Raw genomic sequence first — 18,842 nt, 5'->3', positions numbered from 1 at the left:
GTTTCGCAAGCGCCGCCGCCCCGCGCTGACGCATAACCTATAAAATTGCGAATTGGCCGCGATTTGCGGCCTTCCTGCATCCCCCGGTACTCATGTTACGTCTAAGCGAAATCAAACTCCCGCTCGACCATCCCGAAAGCGCTCTCGACGCCGCGATCCTCGCGCGCCTCGGAGAGCTCGGCGTGGCGGCGGACGGCCTCATCCGCTACACCGTGTTTCGCCGCGCGCACGACGCGCGCAAGCGCGCCGACATCAAGCTGACGTATATCGTCGATGTCGAGGTGAACGATCAGCCGGCCGTGCTCAAGCGGCTCGCGGACGTCCCGCACTGCAGCGTGACGCCAGATATGACGTACCATTTCGTCGCCAAAGCGCCGGCGCAACTGACCGCGCCGCGCCCGGTCGTGATCGGCATGGGCCCGTGCGGCCTGTTTGCCGGTCTGATCCTCGCGCAGATGGGCTTCCGGCCGATCATTCTGGAGCGCGGCAAGGCGGTGCGCGAGCGCACCAAAGACACTTTCGGCCTATGGCGCAAGTCGGTGCTGAATCCCGAATCGAACGTGCAGTTCGGCGAAGGCGGCGCGGGGACCTTCTCGGACGGCAAGCTTTATAGCCAGATCAAGGATCCGAAGCACTACGGCCGCAAGGTGCTCGACGAATTCGTCCGGGCGGGCGCGCCGGAGGACATTCTTTATCTGAGCCGGCCGCATATCGGCACGTTCCGTCTCGTCAGCATGGTCGAGAAGATGCGCGCGACCATTCATGAACTCGGCGGCGAGGTGCGATTCGAGACGCGGGTGGACGATATCGAGATCGATCAGGGCAAGGTGCGTGGGCTCAAGCTCTCGACCGGCGAAACTTTGCGCTGCGATCATGTCGTGCTGGCGGTCGGCCATAGCGCACGCGATACCTTCCAGATGCTGCACGACCGCGGCGTCTATATCGAGGCGAAGCCGTTTTCGCTGGGGTTCCGGATCGAGCACCCGCAAGGGGTGATCGATCGCAGCCGTTTTGGCAAGTTCGCCGGCCACAAGCAGCTGGGCGCCGCCGACTATAAGGTGGTCCATCACTGTAGCAACGGGCGCGCGGTTTATAGCTTCTGCATGTGTCCGGGCGGTACTGTCGTCGCCGCGACCTCCGAGCCGGGGCGTGTGGTCACTAACGGGATGAGTCAGTACTCACGTGCGGAGCGCAATGCGAATGCGGGAATCGTCGTCGGCATTACCCCGGACGACTATCCGGGGGGGCCGCTCGCCGGCATTGCTTTTCAGCGCAAATGGGAAGAGCGTGCGTTCGAGCTGGGTGGCGGCAATTATTGTGCGCCGGGTCAGCTGGTCGGCGACTTTATTGCGGGCCGGCCGTCCACGTCGCTGGGTTCGGTGGTGCCGTCGTACAAGCCGGGCGTGCATCCGACCGATCTCAGCACCGCGCTGCCCGATTACGTGATCGAAGCGATTCGCGAAGCGCTGCCGCAGCTGGACAAGAAGATTGCCGGCTTCGCGATGCATGACGCGGTGCTGACGGGCGTCGAGACGAGAACGTCGTCGCCGATCCGGGTGCGTCGACGGGACGATTATCAGAGTATGAATGTCGACGGCTTGTATCCGGCCGGCGAAGGCGCGGGGTATGCCGGCGGGATCTACTCGGCGGCTATCGACGGCATCGAAGTGGCCGAAGCCTTGGCGTTGAAGATGACCGGAGCGCCGGCTGCGGCGTGAGTGCGGCTGACCGCGGCAGTCGGGGCGATCGATCGGGCACAATGCACGTTTCGCCTCGAACCGACTACCCGAATGACCATTCGCACCTTGGCTGCCGCATGTGGCGCGGCGCTGCTGTCACAATTTGCTGTTGCCTCGACTGTTTTCGCCGCGGACGCCCCGAACCACTGGGTCACCGCATGGGCGACGGCGCTGCAGCCCATTCCCCAGCGCCCGGATTTGCCGCCGCTGTACCGCGCCCCGGAGGTAGCGGGGCGCACGGTTCGCCAGATCGTCTACCCGACGCTGTCGGGAAAATCCGCACGGATCCATCTCAGCAACGAATACGGCAAGACTCCGCTCGTCATTGACGATCTGCGCATTGCACGCTCGGCGGGCGGCGCCGCAGCCTTAGGCAACGGGGAGACGCGCGTGACCTTTGGCGGCAAGGGCGCCGTGAGCATTCCAGCGGGCGGAGAACTGGATAGCGACGCGGTGGCTATCGATATCGCCGAAGGCGCGCCCTATGCGGTCAGCGCCTTCATAGGGCCGGAACAGAGAATTGTGGCGTGGCACCGCGTCTCGAACCAGGTGAATTACGTCTCCGCGCCAGGTAATCACACTGCGGATGCTTCCGCAGATTCATTTCGTGGCCGGTTTACGCACTACGTGTGGGTGACTGGCTTGTCGGTGGATGCGCCTTCATCGGCTACCGTTGCGGCCATCGGCGATTCGATCACCGACGGCATGCGCTCCAGTTTGAATGAGAATCGCCGCTGGCCGGACGCGCTGGCGCGCCGGCTCGCCGGCAGCGGCGACCGCTCTACCGCGATCGTCAATCTCGGCATTAGCGGCAACCGCCTGCTGAGCGACTCGCCGTGCTACGGGGACGCGCTTGTTCGACGCTTCGATCGCGACGTGCTCGAACGCCCGGGCGTCAAGACGGCGATCCTGCTGATCGGCATCAACGACATCAACTTCGCGGCGATGCCGCCTCGCAGTGGTCTCGATTGCGATTTCCCGCATACCTCAGTGACGGCGCCGGATCTGATCGCCGGCTACCAGAGGGTGATCGCTGTCGCGCGGCACCGCGGCGTGAAGATCTTCGGCGCGACGCTGACACCGGCGTCGTTGCCGGCGCCGCGAGAAAGCATACGGCTTGCGGTCAATCAATGGATCCGGACCAGCCACGCCTTCGACGGCGTCGTGGATTTCGACGCTGCCTTGCGCGACCCGGCGCACCCGGACCGCCTGCGGCGCGCCTTCGACAGCGGCGACAACATTCATCCTGGTGACGCCGGCTACGCCGCAATGGCCGAGGCGGTTCCTATGGACGCTGTAGTGAATTCGCCCCGGAAGTGACTCGCCAAAAAAATATTTCCGTCAAACCCTTGTCACATGGCTGATGTTCGCCTACTATTCGGCTCCTCGTTTGCGAACGAGCGCCGCTGCAGGAACCAGCGGCCGTAGCGTCAACAAGGTTTTAAGCGAAAGCGAAAAAATGTTGTTGACGAAACGAAAAAGAATCTTCATAATCTCGTTTCTCTGCTGCTGATGCAGCGACGCAGAACGAAGCGGTGCCGGGTGGTTGCGGTGTGGTGTGCAACGCGGTGCGGGTTCGGTAGTGACTGCGGAATCGATCTTTAAAAATTAACAGCCGATAAGTGTGGGCGCTTGATGCGCGACGCGCCGGTGGGCCCTTCGGGATCTGCCGGGACAAGCGAAAGTATCAAGTCTCACACAGTATTAGAGGAAGGTTTGCCTGTTGAGAGACAGGCGTAATCATCGTCAGTACGTTGAGTGAGCGACCGGTCTCGAAAGAGACCGAAAAACAGTAACAGGTTTGAACTGAAGAGTTTGATCCTGGCTCAGATTGAACGCTGGCGGCATGCCTTACACATGCAAGTCGAACGGCAGCACGGGAGCAATCCTGGTGGCGAGTGGCGAACGGGTGAGTAATACATCGGAACGTGTCCTGTAGTGGGGGATAGCCCGGCGAAAGCCGGATTAATACCGCATACGCTCTACGGAGGAAAGGGGGGGATCTTCGGACCTCCCGCTACAGGGGCGGCCGATGGCAGATTAGCTAGTTGGTGGGGTAAAGGCCTACCAAGGCGACGATCTGTAGCTGGTCTGAGAGGACGACCAGCCACACTGGGACTGAGACACGGCCCAGACTCCTACGGGAGGCAGCAGTGGGGAATTTTGGACAATGGGCGCAAGCCTGATCCAGCAATGCCGCGTGTGTGAAGAAGGCCTTCGGGTTGTAAAGCACTTTTGTCCGGAAAGAAAGCCTCGGCCCTAATACGGCGGGGGGATGACGGTACCGGAAGAATAAGCACCGGCTAACTACGTGCCAGCAGCCGCGGTAATACGTAGGGTGCAAGCGTTAATCGGAATTACTGGGCGTAAAGCGTGCGCAGGCGGTTCGCTAAGACCGATGTGAAATCCCCGGGCTTAACCTGGGAACTGCATTGGTGACTGGCGGGCTAGAGTATGGCAGAGGGGGGTAGAATTCCACGTGTAGCAGTGAAATGCGTAGAGATGTGGAGGAATACCGATGGCGAAGGCAGCCCCCTGGGCCAATACTGACGCTCATGCACGAAAGCGTGGGGAGCAAACAGGATTAGATACCCTGGTAGTCCACGCCCTAAACGATGTCAACTAGTTGTCGGGTCTTCATTGACTTGGTAACGTAGCTAACGCGTGAAGTTGACCGCCTGGGGAGTACGGTCGCAAGATTAAAACTCAAAGGAATTGACGGGGACCCGCACAAGCGGTGGATGATGTGGATTAATTCGATGCAACGCGAAAAACCTTACCTACCCTTGACATGTATGGAACCCTGCCGAGAGGTGGGGGTGCCCGAAAGGGAGCCATAACACAGGTGCTGCATGGCTGTCGTCAGCTCGTGTCGTGAGATGTTGGGTTAAGTCCCGCAACGAGCGCAACCCTTGTCCCTAGTTGCTACGCAAGAGCACTCTAGGGAGACTGCCGGTGACAAACCGGAGGAAGGTGGGGATGACGTCAAGTCCTCATGGCCCTTATGGGTAGGGCTTCACACGTCATACAATGGTCGGAACAGAGGGTTGCCAAGCCGCGAGGTGGAGCCAATCCCAGAAAACCGATCGTAGTCCGGATCGCACTCTGCAACTCGAGTGCGTGAAGCTGGAATCGCTAGTAATCGCGGATCAGCATGCCGCGGTGAATACGTTCCCGGGTCTTGTACACACCGCCCGTCACACCATGGGAGTGGGTTTTACCAGAAGTGGCTAGTCTAACCGCAAGGAGGACGGTCACCACGGTAGGATTCATGACTGGGGTGAAGTCGTAACAAGGTAGCCGTATCGGAAGGTGCGGCTGGATCACCTCCTTTCTCGAGCTAACGTGTCAACGCGTTGAGCGCTCACGCTTATCGGCTGTGAAATTAAGACAGATACGCAGACAGACTCAGGGGTCTGTAGCTCAGTCGGTTAGAGCACCGTCTTGATAAGGCGGGGGTCGATGGTTCGAATCCATCCAGACCCACCACTGTTTCTGCGGTGGCTGCAGCTAACCAACCGAAGACCTCTGAGGTATCAGATACAGGTAGTGATTATCTGTGTATGACTGGGGGATTAGCTCAGCTGGGAGAGCACCTGCTTTGCAAGCAGGGGGTCGTCGGTTCGATCCCGTCATCCTCCACCAATCTTCAATGCCTAGCGTTCGGTTCCGGGTTTCCGGGATTAACCGAGCTTTATGCATTGGCGATTGAGCCAGTCAGAGTGATACGCGGTTATAGCAACTGCGATATCGGCTGTCGTTCTTTAACAATCAGGAAGAAGTAGTAAAGAGATTCACGAAAGCATACCTGGAGATGGGTGTGTGAGTAGGTGAATCAGGGTTGTGATTGTATCAATGTATGAAAAGAGAGATCGAAAGATCGCTTTTGGAATACGGCGCAACACGAATACTCAACCTGTAGCGATTGTGAGCAACGCTTCATCCCCAGTGGGTGAGGTGTGAGACACACCCGTTATAGGGTCAAGCGAACAAGTGCATGTGGTGGATGCCTTGGCGATCACAGGCGATGAAGGACGCGGTAGCCTGCGAAAAGCTTCGGGGAGCTGGCAAACGAGCTTTGATCCGAAGATGTCCGAATGGGGAAACCCACCTCTTTTGAGGTATCCATGGCTGAATACATAGGCCATGAGAAGCGAACGCGGTGAACTGAAACATCTAAGTAACCGCAGGAAAAGAAATCAACCGAGATTCCCAGAGTAGTGGCGAGCGAAATGGGACCAGCCTGTACTCTTTATCTTTGCTGTTAGTCGAACGCTCTGGAAAGTGCGGCCATAGCAGGTGATAGCCCTGTAGACGAAAACAGCGAGGAAGAACTGGGTGTACGACAAGTAGGGCGGGACACGTGAAATCCTGTCTGAAGATGGGGGGACCATCCTCCAAGGCTAAATACTCGTGATCGACCGATAGTGAACCAGTACCGTGAGGGAAAGGCGAAAAGAACCCCGGGAGGGGAGTGAAACAGATCCTGAAACCGCATGCATACAAACAGTCGGAGCCTTTGAAAGAGGGTGACGGCGTACCTTTTGTATAATGGGTCAGCGACTTACATTCAGTGGCAAGCTTAACCGATTAGGGCAGGCGTAGCGAAAGCGAGTCCGAACAGGGCGTTCAGTCGCTGGGTGTAGACCCGAAACCAGGTGATCTATCCATGGCCAGGATGAAGGTGCGGTAACACGTACTGGAGGTCCGAACCCACTAACGTTGAAAAGTTAGGGGATGAGCTGTGGATAGGGGTGAAAGGCTAAACAAACCTGGAAATAGCTGGTTCTCTCCGAAAACTATTTAGGTAGTGCCTCGTGTATCACCTTCGGGGGTAGAGCACTGTCATGGTTGTGGGGTCCATTGCGGATTACTACGCCATAGCAAACTCCGAATACCGAAGAGTGCAATCACGGGAGACAGACATCGGGTGCTAACGTCCGGTGTCAAGAGGGAAACAACCCAGACCGCCAGCTAAGGTCCCGAAATATGGCTAAGTGGGAAACGAAGTGGGAAGGCTAAAACAGTCAGGAGGTTGGCTTAGAAGCAGCCATCCTTTAAAGAAAGCGTAATAGCTCACTGATCGAGTCGTCCTGCGCGGAAGATGTAACGGGGCTAAGCCATATACCGAAGCTGCGGATGCACAGTAATGTGCATGGTAGGAGAGCGTTCCGTAAGCCTGCGAAGGTGCACTGGAAAGTGTGCTGGAGGTATCGGAAGTGCGAATGCTGACATGAGTAGCGATAAAGGGGGTGAAAGGCCCCCTCGCCGTAAGCCCAAGGTTTCCTACGCAACGTTCATCGGCGTAGGGTGAGTCGGCCCCTAAGGCGAGGCAGAAATGCGTAGCTGATGGGAAGCAGGTTAATATTCCTGCACCATTGTTAAATGCGATGGGGGGACGGATCGCGGAAGGTTGTCCGGGTGTTGGAAGTCCCGGTCCTTGCATTGGAGAAGGCGCTTAGGCAAATCCGGGCGCGGAATTCAAGGGTGCGAGGCCATTCACTTCGGTGAAGAAGCAACTGGAAGTGGTTCCAAGAAAAGCCTCTAAGCTTCAGTTTAACAAGACCGTACCGCAAACCGACACAGGTGGGCGAGATGAGTATTCTAAGGCGCTTGAGAGAACTCGGGAGAAGGAACTCGGCAAATTGGTACCGTAACTTCGGGATAAGGTACGCCCCTGTAGCTTGACTGGCCTGCGCCAGAAGGGTGAAGGGGTTGCAATAAACTGGTGGCTGCGACTGTTTAATAAAAACACAGCACTCTGCAAACACGAAAGTGGACGTATAGGGTGTGACGCCTGCCCGGTGCCGGAAGATTAAATGATGGGGTGCAAGCTCTTGATTGAAGTCCCGGTAAACGGCGGCCGTAACTATAACGGTCCTAAGGTAGCGAAATTCCTTGTCGGGTAAGTTCCGACCTGCACGAATGGCGTAACGATGGCCACACTGTCTCCTCCCGAGACTCAGCGAAGTTGAAGTGTTTGTGATGATGCAATCTCCCCGCGGCTAGACGGAAAGACCCCATGAACCTTTACTGTAGCTTTGCATTGGACTTTGAACCGATCTGTGTAGGATAGGTGGGAGGCTATGAAGCGTGAACGCCAGTTTGCGTGGAGCCGTCCTTGAAATACCACCCTGGTCTGTTTGAGGTTCTAACCTTGGTCCGTGATCCGGACTGGGGACAGTGCATGGTAGGCAGTTTGACTGGGGCGGTCTCCTCCCAAAGTGTAACGGAGGAGTACGAAGGTACGCTAGGTACGGTCGGAAATCGTGCTGATAGTGCAATGGCATAAGCGTGCTTAACTGCGAGACCGACAAGTCGAGCAGGTGCGAAAGCAGGTCATAGTGATCCGGTGGTTCTGTATGGAAGGGCCATCGCTCAACGGATAAAAGGTACTCTGGGGATAACAGGCTGATACCGCCCAAGAGTTCATATCGACGGCGGTGTTTGGCACCTCGATGTCGGCTCATCTCATCCTGGGGCTGTAGCCGGTCCCAAGGGTATGGCTGTTCGCCATTTAAAGAGGTACGTGAGCTGGGTTTAAAACGTCGTGAGACAGTTTGGTCCCTATCTGCCGTGGGCGCTGGATATTTGAAGGGGGCTGCTCCTAGTACGAGAGGACCGGAGTGGACGAACCTCTGGTGTACCGGTTGTCACGCCAGTGGCATCGCCGGGTAGCTATGTTCGGAAGAGATAACCGCTGAAAGCATCTAAGCGGGAAACTCGCCTTAAGATGAGATATCCCCGGGGCTTCGAGCCCCTTGAAGGGTCGTTCAAGACCAGGACGTTGATAGGTCAGGTGTGCAAGCGCAGTAATGCGTTAAGCTAACTGATACTAATTGCCCGTAAGGCTTGATCCTATAACAGGTGTGTCTCGACCAGAGTTAGCGCTTTAGCTGTCGGCCGGAGTTAGTGCTTTAGCACTTACTCCGGGCCCATGCAAAGCCCTTACTCTGGTCCGATCCCCGAAGGGGATGCGTGTGAACCCCAGATGGGGTAGCAGAACACACAGGTTGAGAGATCGATGTTGTGCCTCGAACAACACAACTCCCGCTGGTGAGCCTCACCAGACACTACTTCTTCCCGATTGGCGGTATTGCCCAGGGCCCCAAACCCCGCAGTACGGCAACAAGTCATGCCTGATGACCATAGCGAGTCGGTCCCACCCCTTCCCATCCCGAACAGGACCGTGAAACGACTCCACGCCGATGATAGTGCGGATTCCCGTGTGAAAGTAGGTCATCGTCAGGCTCCCCAGCAGCACCAGAAACCCCACCCGGAACGGTGGGGTTTCTGCGTTTACGGCGGCAGCTGAAATCACTATATAAGTGAGAGCGTTGGGTTTGGAACGGTCAAGCAAGCCTTGACAACAAGCGGTTGTTCCCCCATAATCATCAGTTCTCTGCGGAGGGGTGCCCGAGTGGCTAAAGGGGGCAGACTGTAAATCTGTTGGCTTACGCCTACGTTGGTTCGAATCCAACCTCCTCCACCAGAATGCAAGCTGTAGCAGTAGTTGGGAATCCATGGGCCCTTGCGGGTGTAGCTCAATGGTAGAGCAGAAGCCTTCCAAGCTTACGACGAGGGTTCGATTCCCTTCACCCGCTCCAGCAACACAGAAGTAGCGCCCATGTGGCTCAGTGGTAGAGCACTCCCTTGGTAAGGGAGAGGTCGGCAGTTCGATCCTGCCCATGGGCACCAGAAGTACTAGGTGATTGTTTGCGCCCGGCGCAACGTACGGAAAATCCTCTTAGGAGTCGAAAATGGCCAAGGGTAAGTTTGAGCGGACCAAGCCGCACGTGAACGTCGGCACGATCGGTCACGTTGACCACGGCAAGACCACGCTGACGGCAGCGATCACGACGGTGCTGACCAAGAAGTTTGGCGGCGAAGCAAAGGCGTATGACCAGATCGACGCGGCGCCGGAAGAAAAGGCACGTGGTATCACGATCAACACGGCACACGTCGAGTACGAAACGGCGAACCGCCACTACGCACACGTCGACTGCCCGGGCCACGCTGACTATGTGAAGAACATGATCACGGGCGCAGCGCAGATGGACGGCGCGATCCTGGTGTGCTCGGCAGCAGACGGCCCGATGCCGCAAACGCGTGAGCACATCCTGCTGGCGCGTCAGGTCGGTGTGCCGTACATCATCGTGTTCCTGAACAAGTGCGACATGGTGGACGACGCCGAGCTGCTGGAACTCGTCGAGATGGAAGTTCGCGAACTTCTGTCGAAGTACGACTTCCCGGGCGACGACACGCCGATCATCAAGGGTTCGGCCAAGCTGGCGCTGGAAGGCGACACGGGCGAGCTGGGCGAAGTGGCGATCATGAATCTGGCCGACGCGCTGGACACGTACATCCCGACGCCGGAGCGCGCAGTTGATGGTGCGTTCCTGATGCCGGTGGAAGACGTGTTCTCGATCTCGGGTCGCGGCACGGTGGTGACGGGTCGCGTTGAGCGCGGCGTCGTGAAGGTCGGCGAGGAAATTGAAATTGTCGGTATCAAGCCGACGGTGAAGACGACCTGCACGGGCGTGGAAATGTTCCGCAAGCTGCTCGACCAGGGTCAGGCAGGCGACAACGTCGGTATCCTGCTGCGCGGCACGAAGCGTGAAGACGTGGAGCGTGGCCAGGTTCTGGCGAAGCCGGGTTCGATCAACCCGCACACGCACTTCACGGCTGAAGTGTACGTGCTGAGCAAGGACGAAGGCGGCCGCCACACGCCGTTCTTCAACAACTACCGTCCGCAGTTCTACTTCCGTACGACGGACGTGACGGGCTCGATCGAGTTGCCGAAGGACAAGGAAATGGTCATGCCGGGCGACAACGTGTCGATCACGGTGAAGCTGATCAACCCGATCGCGATGGAAGAAGGTCTGCGTTTCGCAATCCGCGAAGGCGGCCGTACGGTCGGCGCAGGTGTGGTTGCCAAGATTCTCGAGTAACGCCAGATAGTTCTCGTTGATCTGTAGTTTCGGGGGTGGCGGTGTCGTCAGCCCCAAAATGGTTTAGGGGTATAGCTCAACTGGCAGAGCGTCGGTCTCCAAAACCGAAGGTTGGGGGTTCGATTCCCTCTGCCCCTGCCAATTCTCGCGTCGCAAGCGGCGCTTCGTTAAGGTGTTATGGCGAATCCTTCCGTCGAAACTGTAAATACATCCAGCGACAAGCTGATGCTCGTCGCGGGCGTATTGTTGGTCTTGGCCGGGTTCGTGGGGTTCTTCTGGCTCAGTGGCCAGGAATGGTACGTCCGCGGAGCCGCCTTGGCTGTTGGCGCGATCGCGGGTGTTGCAGTCGGTCTTCTCTCTGCGCCCGGCAAGGGTTTCATCGCTTTCGCCAAAGATTCGTACAAGGAAGTCCGTAAGGTTGTTTGGCCGACCCGCAAAGAGGCCACCCAGACAACACTCGTAGTGTTCGGCTTTGTTTTCGTCATGGCGATCTTTCTTTGGGTTAGCGATAAATCCATCGAATGGGCGATTTTCTCGGTGATTCTGGGTTGGAAATGATATGAGCGATACTCCGGCATCCCCGAGCGGCAAACGTTGGTACGTCGTGCACGCCTACTCCGGCATGGAGAAGAGCGTGCAACGCGCGCTTCAGGAGCGCATCGAACGTGCTGGCATGCAAGACCAGTTTGGTCAAATCCTCGTTCCGACTGAAGAAGTGGTCGAGGTGAAGGGCGGTCACAAATCAGTGACCGAACGTCGTTTCTTCCCGGGCTATGTCCTTGTGGAAATGGAAATGACAGACGAAACGTGGCACCTCGTGAAAAACACGGCAAAGGTGACGGGTTTCGTAGGCGGTGCGCGTAATCGCCCGAGCCCGATTTCTCCGCGGGAAGTCGAGAAGATCATGTCGCAAATGCAGGAAGGCGTGGAAAAGCCGCGTCCGAAGACCCTGTTCGAAGTAGGCGAGATGGTGCGGGTCAAGGAGGGTCCGTTCACGGATTTCAACGGCAGCGTCGAAGAAGTGAACTACGAAAAGTCGCGCGTCCGTGTTTCCGTTACAATCTTCGGCCGCGCAACGCCGGTCGAGCTGGAATTCGGCCAGGTCGAAAAGCTGTAATCCAGAATTCTACGGAACGCACCAATCGGTGCGTTCCGTATTTCGCGCTTACGGTCCGCGTAATGGCCGTTGAGGAGCGTAAGTAGTCAGTTTTTCGGCGAATGCGCGCTACTACTCACTGAACGCCCGCATGCACCCATGTGGCGTTCCAAAGAGGTTTTCAACATGGCAAAGAAAATCATTGGCTTTATCAAGCTGCAGATTCCTGCAGGTAAAGCCAACCCGTCGCCGCCGGTCGGTCCGGCACTGGGCCAACGCGGCCTGAACATCATGGAGTTCTGCAAGGCGTTCAACGCGCAGACTCAAGCAATGGAACCGGGTCTGCCGATTCCTGTCGTGATCACCGCGTTCGCGGACAAGAGCTTCACGTTCGTTCTGAAGACGCCGCCGGCTACGGTTCTGATCAAGAAGGCAGCGAAGATCGACAAGGGTTCGAGCAAGCCGCATACAGACAAGGTCGGCAACATCACGCGCGCTCAAGCTGAAGACATCGCTAAGGCCAAGATGCCCGATCTGACGGCAGCTGACCTGGATGCGGCGGTTCGTACGATCGCTGGTAGCGCCCGCTCGATGGGCATCACCGTGGAGGGCGTGTAAATGGCTAAGCTTTCAAAGCGTCTGCAGGCATTTGCAGCCAAGGTCGATCGTCAAAAGCTGTACGCGATCGACGAAGCTCTGTCGATCGTGAAAGAGTGCGCAAGCGCGAAGTTCGACGAGTCGATCGACGTCGCAGTGCAACTCGGCATCGATGCGAAGAAGTCGGACCAAGTGGTTCGTGGCTCGGTCGTGCTGCCGGCTGGTACCGGTAAGTCGGTTCGCGTGGCAGTGTTCGCACAAGGCGAAAAGGCTGAGCAAGCTCGTGCAGCTGGCGCCGAAATCGTCGGTATGGAAGACCTGGCTGAACAGGTCAAGGCCGGCAATCTGAACTTCGACATTGTGATCGCTTCGCCGGACACGATGCGCGTCGTCGGTACACTGGGCCAGATCCTCGGCCCGCGCGGCCTGATGCCGAACCCGAAGGTCGGTACGGTTACGCCGGACGTCGCAACCGCGGTCAAGAACGCCAAGGCTGGTCAGGTGCAATTCCGTGTCGACAAGGCCGGTATTATCCACGCCACCATCGGCCGTGCTTCGTTCGAGCCGACGGCTCTGCGCAGCAACCTGAACGCTCTCGTCGACGCGCTGCAAAAGGCGAAGCCGGCAACGAGCAAGGGTGTGTACCTGCGCAAGGTTGCGCTGTCGAGCACGATGGGCGTTGGCGTTCGCGTTGACCAGGCATCGATCGCAGCACAGTAAGAAATTTCATCGCCTCGATGTGAGTCGAGGCGGTTTTATGGGCTTTGGGCGGTCGCAAGGTGGCAGTCTGCACCGAGCGACCGGTTGTCAAAGACCGTTGGCGGGAACGCAGCAGGTAGGCGCTCCCTTAATGCAAAGCCAACGCAGATGGCGAACCCGAAAAGGTTTTGTAGTGATGAAACCGTTGGATATCCGCCGTAATGCGGGTGTCGGGCGGTCGAAATACTCCTGACTGGTCGGACGCCGTTATTGAACGCGGTACACAAGGCGCACGCTGCGTGTATCGAATCTGGAGGTTAACCGTGCCACTCAACAAAGAAAGCAAGCAGGCCGTCGTCGCTGAGGTTGCCGCGCAAGTCGCGAAAGCCCAGACCGTGGTTCTGGCTGAGTATCGTGGGATCACGGTTGGCGATCTGACCAAGCTGCGCGCGAAAGCGCGTGAGCAACAGGTTTACCTTCGCGTGTTGAAGAACACGCTGGCGCGTCGCGCTGTCGAAGGTACCCCGTTTGCTCCTTTGGCAGAGCAGATGACCGGTCCCCTGATCTACGGCATCTCGGAAGATGCCATTGCCGCTGCTAAGGTCGTCAACGACTTCGGCAAGAGCAATGACAAGTTGATCATCAAGGCTGGTTCCTACGAAGGCAAGGTGATGGACAAGGCTGGCGTGCAAGCGCTGGCAAACATCCCGAGCCGCGAAGAACTGCTCTCCAAGCTGTTGTACGTTATGCAAGCACCTGTTTCCGGCTTTGCGCGCGCTCTGGCCGCGCTGGCAGAAAAGAAACAAGGCGAAGAAACCGCTGCGTAACGCACTTCAGTCGAGCGTGATTGATCGCTGGCTGTATCCGAATTCAATTTAGGAGTATTTCAAATGGCAATCGCAAAAGATGACATCCTCGAGGCAGTAAGCTCGATGTCGGTTCTGGAACTGAACGAGCTGGTCAAGGCGTTCGAAGAAAAGTTTGGCGTGTCGGCAGCTGCTGTTGCAGTGGCAGGCCCGGCAGGCGGCGGCGCTGCAGCCGCTGCTGAAGAGCAAACCGAATTCACGGTCAACCTGACGGAAGTTGGCGCGAACAAGGTTTCGGTCATTAAGGCTGTTCGCGAACTGACGGGTCTCGGCCTGAAGGAAGCGAAGGACCTGGTCGACGGCGCACCGAAGCCTGTTAAGGAATCGGTACCGAAGGCTGCTGCTGAAGAAGCCAAGAAGAAGCTGGAAGAAGCCGGCGCGAAGGCTGAAATCAAGTAAGTTTCAGCGCGTTGTGCGAAGGCTGGCGGTTTTCCACCGCCGGCCTTTTTGTGCTTTGTGGGGACCACGTTTTTGCCAGCTCGTTTCGGCAAGAACATGACCCCAGAGGCCAAAGAAAACCGCCTTTCGGCAACATTGACCGGCGTTTCTCTTTGTCTTCTGAAGCGACTGCAGAAGGCAAGTTTGGTCGGGTAGCGGGCAACACAGGCATCCGCTGCCGTCAGCCAGCGGTTGGTAGCGGCCAACCACCAAGCTTCTAGGCTCGTTCAAGCCATCGGACGGCCATCGGGTCTCAGTCGGTGAACACTCGGGTTGTCTCATCAAGGTATCCTGCCTCGACAACAATGCCCGCCGTGATTCGGAGATCGTATGCAATATTCCTTCACCGAGAAGAAGCGTATTCGCAAGAGTTTTGCGAAGCGCCCCATCGTTCACCAAGTACCTTTCCTGCTGGCTACCCAGCTTGAATCATTCAGCACTTTTCTGCAAGCCGAAACGTCTTCGACGCAACGCAAGCCGGAAGGTCTGCAAGCAGCATTTACCTCTGTTTTTCCGATCGTCTCGCACAACGGCTTCGCTCGTCTCGAGTTCGTCAGCTACATGCTGTCGCCGCCGGCATTCAACATCAAGGAATGTCAGCAGCGCGGTTTGACGTACTGCTCGGCGCTGCGCGCCAAGGTGCGTCTGGTGCTGCTCGACAAGGAATCGCCGAGCAAGCCGGTCGTCAAGGAAGTGAAGGAACAGGAAGTGTACATGGGCGAAATTCCGCTCATGACGCCGACGGGTTCGTTCGTCATCAACGGCACGGAACGTGTGATCGTTTCCCAGTTGCACCGTTCGCCTGGCGTGTTCTTCGAACACGACAAGGGCAAGACGCACAGCTCGGGCAAGCTCCTGTTCTCGGCACGTATCATTCCTTACCGCGGTTCGTGGCTCGACTTCGAATTCGATCCGAAGGACGTGCTGTACTTCCGCGTCGACCGTCGTCGCAAGATGCCGGTCACGATCCTGCTGAAGGCAATCGGCCTGACGCCGGAACAGATCCTCGCAAACTTCTTCGTGTTCGACAATTTCACGCTGATGCCGGAAGGCGCGCAGATGGAATTCGTGCCGGAGCGTCTGCGTGGTGAAGTCGCACGTTTCGACATTACGGATCGTGACGGCAACGTGATCGTCCAGAAGGACAAGCGGATCAACGCCAAGCACATTCGCGACCTCGACAACGCGAAGACGAAGTTCATCTCGGTACCGGAAGACTATCTGCTCGGCCGCGTGCTGGCGAAGAACGTCGTCGACGGCGACACCGGTGAAGTCATCGCCAACGCGAACGACGAAATCACCGAAACCGTCCTCGAAAAGCTCCGCGAATCGAAGATCAAAGACATCCAGACGCTCTACACGAACGATCTGGATCAAGGCCCGTACATTTCGTCGACGCTGCGTATCGACGAAACCGCGGACAAGATGGCCGCGCGCATCGCGATCTACCGCATGATGCGCCCGGGTGAACCGCCGACCGAAGAAGCGGTCGAGGCGCTGTTCAACCGCCTGTTCTACAGCGAAGACGCATACGACCTGTCCAAGGTGGGCCGTATGAAGTTCAATCGCCGCGTGGGCCGCGACGAGATCGTCGGACCGATGACGCTGCAAGACGACGACATCCTCGCAACGATCAAGATCCTGGTCGAACTGCGTAACGGCAAGGGCGAAGTGGACGATATCGACCACTTGGGCAATCGCCGTGTGCGTTGCGTCGGCGAACTGGCGGAAAACCAGTTCCGCGCAGGTCTCGTGCGTGTCGAACGTGCTGTGAAGGAACGCCTCGGCCAGGCCGAAAGCGAAAACCTGATGCCGCACGACCTGATCAACTCGAAGCCGATTTCGTCGGCGATTCGCGAGTTCTTCGGTTCGTCGCAGCTGTCGCAGTTCATGGACCAAACGAACCCGCTGTCGGAAATCACCCACAAGCGCCGTGTTTCGGCACTTGGCCCGGGCGGTTTGACGCGTGAGCGCGCTGGCTTTGAAGTCCGCGACGTGCACCCGACCCACTACGGCCGTGTGTGTCCGATTGAAACGCCGGAAGGTCCGAACATCGGCCTGATCAACTCGCTCGCGCTGTACGCGCACCTGAACGAATACGGCTTCCTCGAAACGCCGTATCGCAAGGTCGTGGACAGCAAAGTGACCGATCAGATTGACTATCTGTCGGCGATCGAAGAAGGCCGCTACGTGATCGCTCAGGCGAACGCGGCTGTGGCAGCTGACGGCTCGCTGACCGACGAACTGGTTTCGTCGCGTGAAGCGGGCGAAACGCTGATGGTCACGCCGGACCGCATCCAGTACATGGACGTGGCGCCGTCGCAGATCGTGTCGGTGGCAGCATCGCTGATTCCGTTCCTCGAGCACGATGACGCGAACCGCGCATTGATGGGTTCGAACATGCAGCGTCAGGCTGTGCCGTGTCTGCGTCCTGAAAAGGCCGTGGTGGGTACGGGTATCGAACGCACCGTGGCAGTCGACTCGGGTACGACGGTTCAGGCATTCCGCGGCGGTGTGGTCGATTACGTCGACGCAGGCCGTATGGTGATCCGCGTGAACGACGATGAAGCCGTTGCTGGCGACGTCGGCGTGGACATCTACAACCTGATCAAGTACACGCGTTCGAACCAGAACACGAACATCAACCAGCGCCCGATCGTGAAGGTCGGCGATATCGTGTCGCGTGGCGACGTGCTGGCTGACGGTGCATCGACCGATCTCGGCGAACTGGCTCTCGGCCAGAACATGCTGGTCGCGTTCATGCCGTGGAACGGCTACAACTTCGAAGACTCGATTTTGATCTCGGAGAAGGTGGTTGCCGACGACCGTTACACGTCGATCCATATCGAAGAACTGAACGTCGTTGCTCGCGATACGAAGCTCGGACCGGAAGAAATCACGCGCGACATCTCGAACCTGGCTGAAGTGCAACTCGGCCGTCTCGACGAGTCGGGCATTGTCTACATCGGCGCGGAAGTCGAAGCAGGCGACGTGCTGGTCGGCAAGGTTACGCCGAAGGGCGAAACCCAGCTGACGCCGGAAGAAAAGCTGCTGCGCGCGATCTTCGGTGAGAAGGCTTCGGACGTGAAGGACACGTCGCTGCGCGTGCCGTCGGGCATGAGCGGCACGGTCATCGACGTTCAAGTGTTCACGCGTGAAGGCATTCAGCGCGACAAGCGTGCACAACAGATCATCGACGATGAGCTGAAGCGTTATCGCCTCGACCTGAACGACCAGCTGCGTATCGTGGAAGGCGACGCATTCCAGCGTCTCGCACGTATGCTGACCGGCAAGGTCGCGAACGGCGGTCCGAAGAAGCTCGCGAAGGGTACGAAGATCGAACAGGCTTACCTGGAAGATCTCGACCACTACCACTGGTTCGACATCCGCCTCGCGGACGAAGAAGCAGCGGCACAGCTCGAAGCTATCAAGGACTCGATCGAACAGAAGCGTCACCAGTTCGATCTGGCGTTCGAAGAAAAGCGCAAGAAGCTCACGCAAGGCGACGAACTGCCGCCGGGCGTGCTGAAGATGGTCAAGGTGTATCTGGCAGTCAAGCGCCGTCTGCAGCCTGGCGACAAGATGGCCGGCCGTCACGGTAACAAAGGTGTGGTGTCGAAGATCGTTCCGATCGAAGACATGCCGTACATGGCCGATGGCCGTCCGGCTGACGTCGTGCTCAATCCGCTCGGCGTGCCGTCGCGGATGAACGTGGGTCAGGTTCTCGAAGTGCATCTGGGTTGGGCCGCGAAGGGTCTCGGCTGGCGTATCGGCGAAATGCTGCAGCGTCAGGCGAAGATCGCTGAACTGCGCGAATTCCTGACCAAGATCTACAACGAGTCGGGCCGCGCTGAAGAGCTGGACAGCTTCACGGACGACGAAATCGTCGAACTGGCGAAGAACCTGCGCGAAGGCGTGCCGTTCGCAACGCCGGTGTTCGACGGTGCGACGGAAGAAGAAATGTCGCGCGCGCTGGATCTGGCATTCCCGGACGACATCGCGAAGAACCTCGGCATGACGCCGTCGAAGAACCAGGTGCGTCTGTATGACGGCCGCACGGGTGAGATGTTCGAACGCACGGTGACTGTCGGCTACATGCATTACCTGAAGCTGCACCACCTGGTCGACGACAAGATGCACGCGCGTTCAACGGGCCCGTACTCGCTCGTTACGCAGCAGCCGTTGGGCGGTAAGGCGCAGTTCGGTGGCCAGCGTTTCGGTGAAATGGAAGTGTGGGCGCTCGAAGCGTACGGCGCATCGTACGTGTTGCAGGAAATGCTGACTGTGAAGTCGGATGACGTGGCGGGCCGGACCAAGGTTTACGAGAACCTGGTCAAGGGCGATCACGTGATCGATGCCGGCATGCCTGAGTCGTTCAATGTGTTGGTGAAGGAAATCCGGTCGCTCGGTATCGACATCGACCTGGACCGGAACTAATCGGACTACTGGAGAGAAG

Annotated in this window: 10 protein-coding genes, 6 tRNA genes and 3 rRNA genes; all 19 read left to right on the top strand. The window is 57.9% G+C overall.

The window, feature by feature from the left end; all coding sequences use genetic code 11:
- Window positions 1–92: 92 nt before the first annotated feature.
- The 19 genes from AC07WT_RS19785 (at window position 93) to rpoB (ending at window position 18,823) form a co-directional block, all read left to right on the top strand.
- Window positions 93–1,718 (top strand): NAD(P)/FAD-dependent oxidoreductase, encoded by a 1,626-nt coding sequence (locus AC07WT_RS19785; protein WP_494948168.1) that lies wholly within the window; start codon window positions 93–95, stop codon window positions 1,716–1,718.
- Between the two features lie 72 nt (window positions 1,719–1,790).
- Window positions 1,791–3,059, top strand: a complete 1,269-nt coding sequence (locus AC07WT_RS19780; RefSeq protein WP_494948167.1) for an SGNH/GDSL hydrolase family protein — start codon at window positions 1,791–1,793, stop codon at window positions 3,057–3,059.
- Between the two features lie 483 nt (window positions 3,060–3,542).
- Window positions 3,543–5,073, top strand: a 16S ribosomal RNA gene (locus tag AC07WT_RS19775).
- A gap of 78 nt (window positions 5,074–5,151) precedes the next feature.
- Window positions 5,152–5,228, top strand: a tRNA-Ile gene (locus tag AC07WT_RS19770).
- 80 nt (window positions 5,229–5,308) lie between these two features.
- A tRNA-Ala gene (locus tag AC07WT_RS19765) sits at window positions 5,309–5,384 on the top strand.
- Window positions 5,385–5,718: 334 nt separating this feature from the next.
- Window positions 5,719–8,599: ribosomal RNA gene (locus AC07WT_RS19760) — 23S ribosomal RNA — on the top strand.
- A 278-nt stretch (window positions 8,600–8,877) separates the two neighbouring features.
- Window positions 8,878–8,990, top strand: a 5S ribosomal RNA gene (gene rrf / locus AC07WT_RS19755).
- Together the 16S, 23S and 5S rRNA genes with 5 tRNA genes alongside form the textbook arrangement of a ribosomal RNA operon.
- Window positions 8,991–9,145: 155 nt before the next feature.
- Window positions 9,146–9,231, top strand: a tRNA-Tyr gene (locus tag AC07WT_RS19750).
- A 41-nt stretch (window positions 9,232–9,272) separates the two neighbouring features.
- Window positions 9,273–9,346: transfer RNA gene (locus tag AC07WT_RS19745), tRNA-Gly, on the top strand.
- Window positions 9,347–9,362: 16 nt separating this feature from the next.
- Window positions 9,363–9,437, top strand: a tRNA-Thr gene (locus AC07WT_RS19740).
- Between the two features lie 62 nt (window positions 9,438–9,499).
- Window positions 9,500–10,690, top strand: coding sequence for an elongation factor Tu (gene tuf, locus AC07WT_RS19735; RefSeq protein ID WP_063497539.1), 1,191 nt, complete (start codon window positions 9,500–9,502; stop codon window positions 10,688–10,690).
- A gap of 65 nt (window positions 10,691–10,755) precedes the next feature.
- A tRNA-Trp gene (locus tag AC07WT_RS19730) sits at window positions 10,756–10,831 on the top strand.
- A gap of 36 nt (window positions 10,832–10,867) precedes the next feature.
- On the top strand, window positions 10,868–11,248 hold the full coding sequence (secE, locus tag AC07WT_RS19725; protein WP_134961600.1) for a preprotein translocase subunit SecE: 381 nt from the start codon (window positions 10,868–10,870) through the stop codon (window positions 11,246–11,248).
- A 1-nt stretch (window position 11,249) separates the two neighbouring features.
- The gene (nusG, locus tag AC07WT_RS19720) at window positions 11,250–11,807 is read left to right on the top strand and encodes a transcription termination/antitermination protein NusG (RefSeq protein WP_075303275.1); all 558 of its coding nucleotides are present in this window, start codon (window positions 11,250–11,252) and stop codon (window positions 11,805–11,807) included.
- A 165-nt stretch (window positions 11,808–11,972) separates the two neighbouring features.
- Window positions 11,973–12,404 (top strand): 50S ribosomal protein L11, encoded by a 432-nt coding sequence (gene rplK, locus AC07WT_RS19715; protein WP_492596243.1) that lies wholly within the window; start codon window positions 11,973–11,975, stop codon window positions 12,402–12,404.
- On the top strand, window positions 12,405–13,103 hold the full coding sequence (rplA, locus tag AC07WT_RS19710) for a 50S ribosomal protein L1 (protein ID WP_410838303.1): 699 nt from the start codon (window positions 12,405–12,407) through the stop codon (window positions 13,101–13,103).
- 302 nt (window positions 13,104–13,405) lie between these two features.
- Window positions 13,406–13,909, top strand: coding sequence for a 50S ribosomal protein L10 (rplJ, locus tag AC07WT_RS19705; protein WP_115110037.1), 504 nt, complete (start codon window positions 13,406–13,408; stop codon window positions 13,907–13,909).
- 63 nt (window positions 13,910–13,972) lie between these two features.
- Window positions 13,973–14,347, top strand: a complete 375-nt coding sequence (gene rplL / locus AC07WT_RS19700; RefSeq protein ID WP_054043372.1) for a 50S ribosomal protein L7/L12 — start codon at window positions 13,973–13,975, stop codon at window positions 14,345–14,347.
- 369 nt (window positions 14,348–14,716) lie between these two features.
- Window positions 14,717–18,823 (top strand): DNA-directed RNA polymerase subunit beta, encoded by a 4,107-nt coding sequence (rpoB, locus tag AC07WT_RS19695; RefSeq protein ID WP_494948166.1) that lies wholly within the window; start codon window positions 14,717–14,719, stop codon window positions 18,821–18,823.
- The last annotated feature ends 19 nt before the right edge of the window (window positions 18,824–18,842 follow it).

It is taken from the genome of Paraburkholderia sp. GW821-FHT02A12 (genome assembly GCF_059422005.1).
The sequence above is the reverse complement of the archived record's forward strand: the minus strand, read 5'-3'. Positions and strand labels throughout refer to the sequence as shown.

Coding starts and splice junctions, on each gene's coding strand:
- AC07WT_RS19785 (WP_494948168.1), top strand. CDS start 93: ATGTTACGTCTAAGCGAAATCAAACTCCCGCTCGACCATCCCGAAAGC.
- AC07WT_RS19780 (WP_494948167.1), top strand. CDS start 1,791: ATGACCATTCGCACCTTGGCTGCCGCATGTGGCGCGGCGCTGCTGTCA.
- tuf (WP_063497539.1), top strand. CDS start 9,500: ATGGCCAAGGGTAAGTTTGAGCGGACCAAGCCGCACGTGAACGTCGGC.
- secE (WP_134961600.1), top strand. CDS start 10,868: ATGGCGAATCCTTCCGTCGAAACTGTAAATACATCCAGCGACAAGCTG.
- nusG (WP_075303275.1), top strand. CDS start 11,250: ATGAGCGATACTCCGGCATCCCCGAGCGGCAAACGTTGGTACGTCGTG.
- rplK (WP_492596243.1), top strand. CDS start 11,973: ATGGCAAAGAAAATCATTGGCTTTATCAAGCTGCAGATTCCTGCAGGT.
- rplA (WP_410838303.1), top strand. CDS start 12,405: ATGGCTAAGCTTTCAAAGCGTCTGCAGGCATTTGCAGCCAAGGTCGAT.
- rplL (WP_054043372.1), top strand. CDS start 13,973: ATGGCAATCGCAAAAGATGACATCCTCGAGGCAGTAAGCTCGATGTCG.
- rpoB (WP_494948166.1), top strand. CDS start 14,717: ATGCAATATTCCTTCACCGAGAAGAAGCGTATTCGCAAGAGTTTTGCG.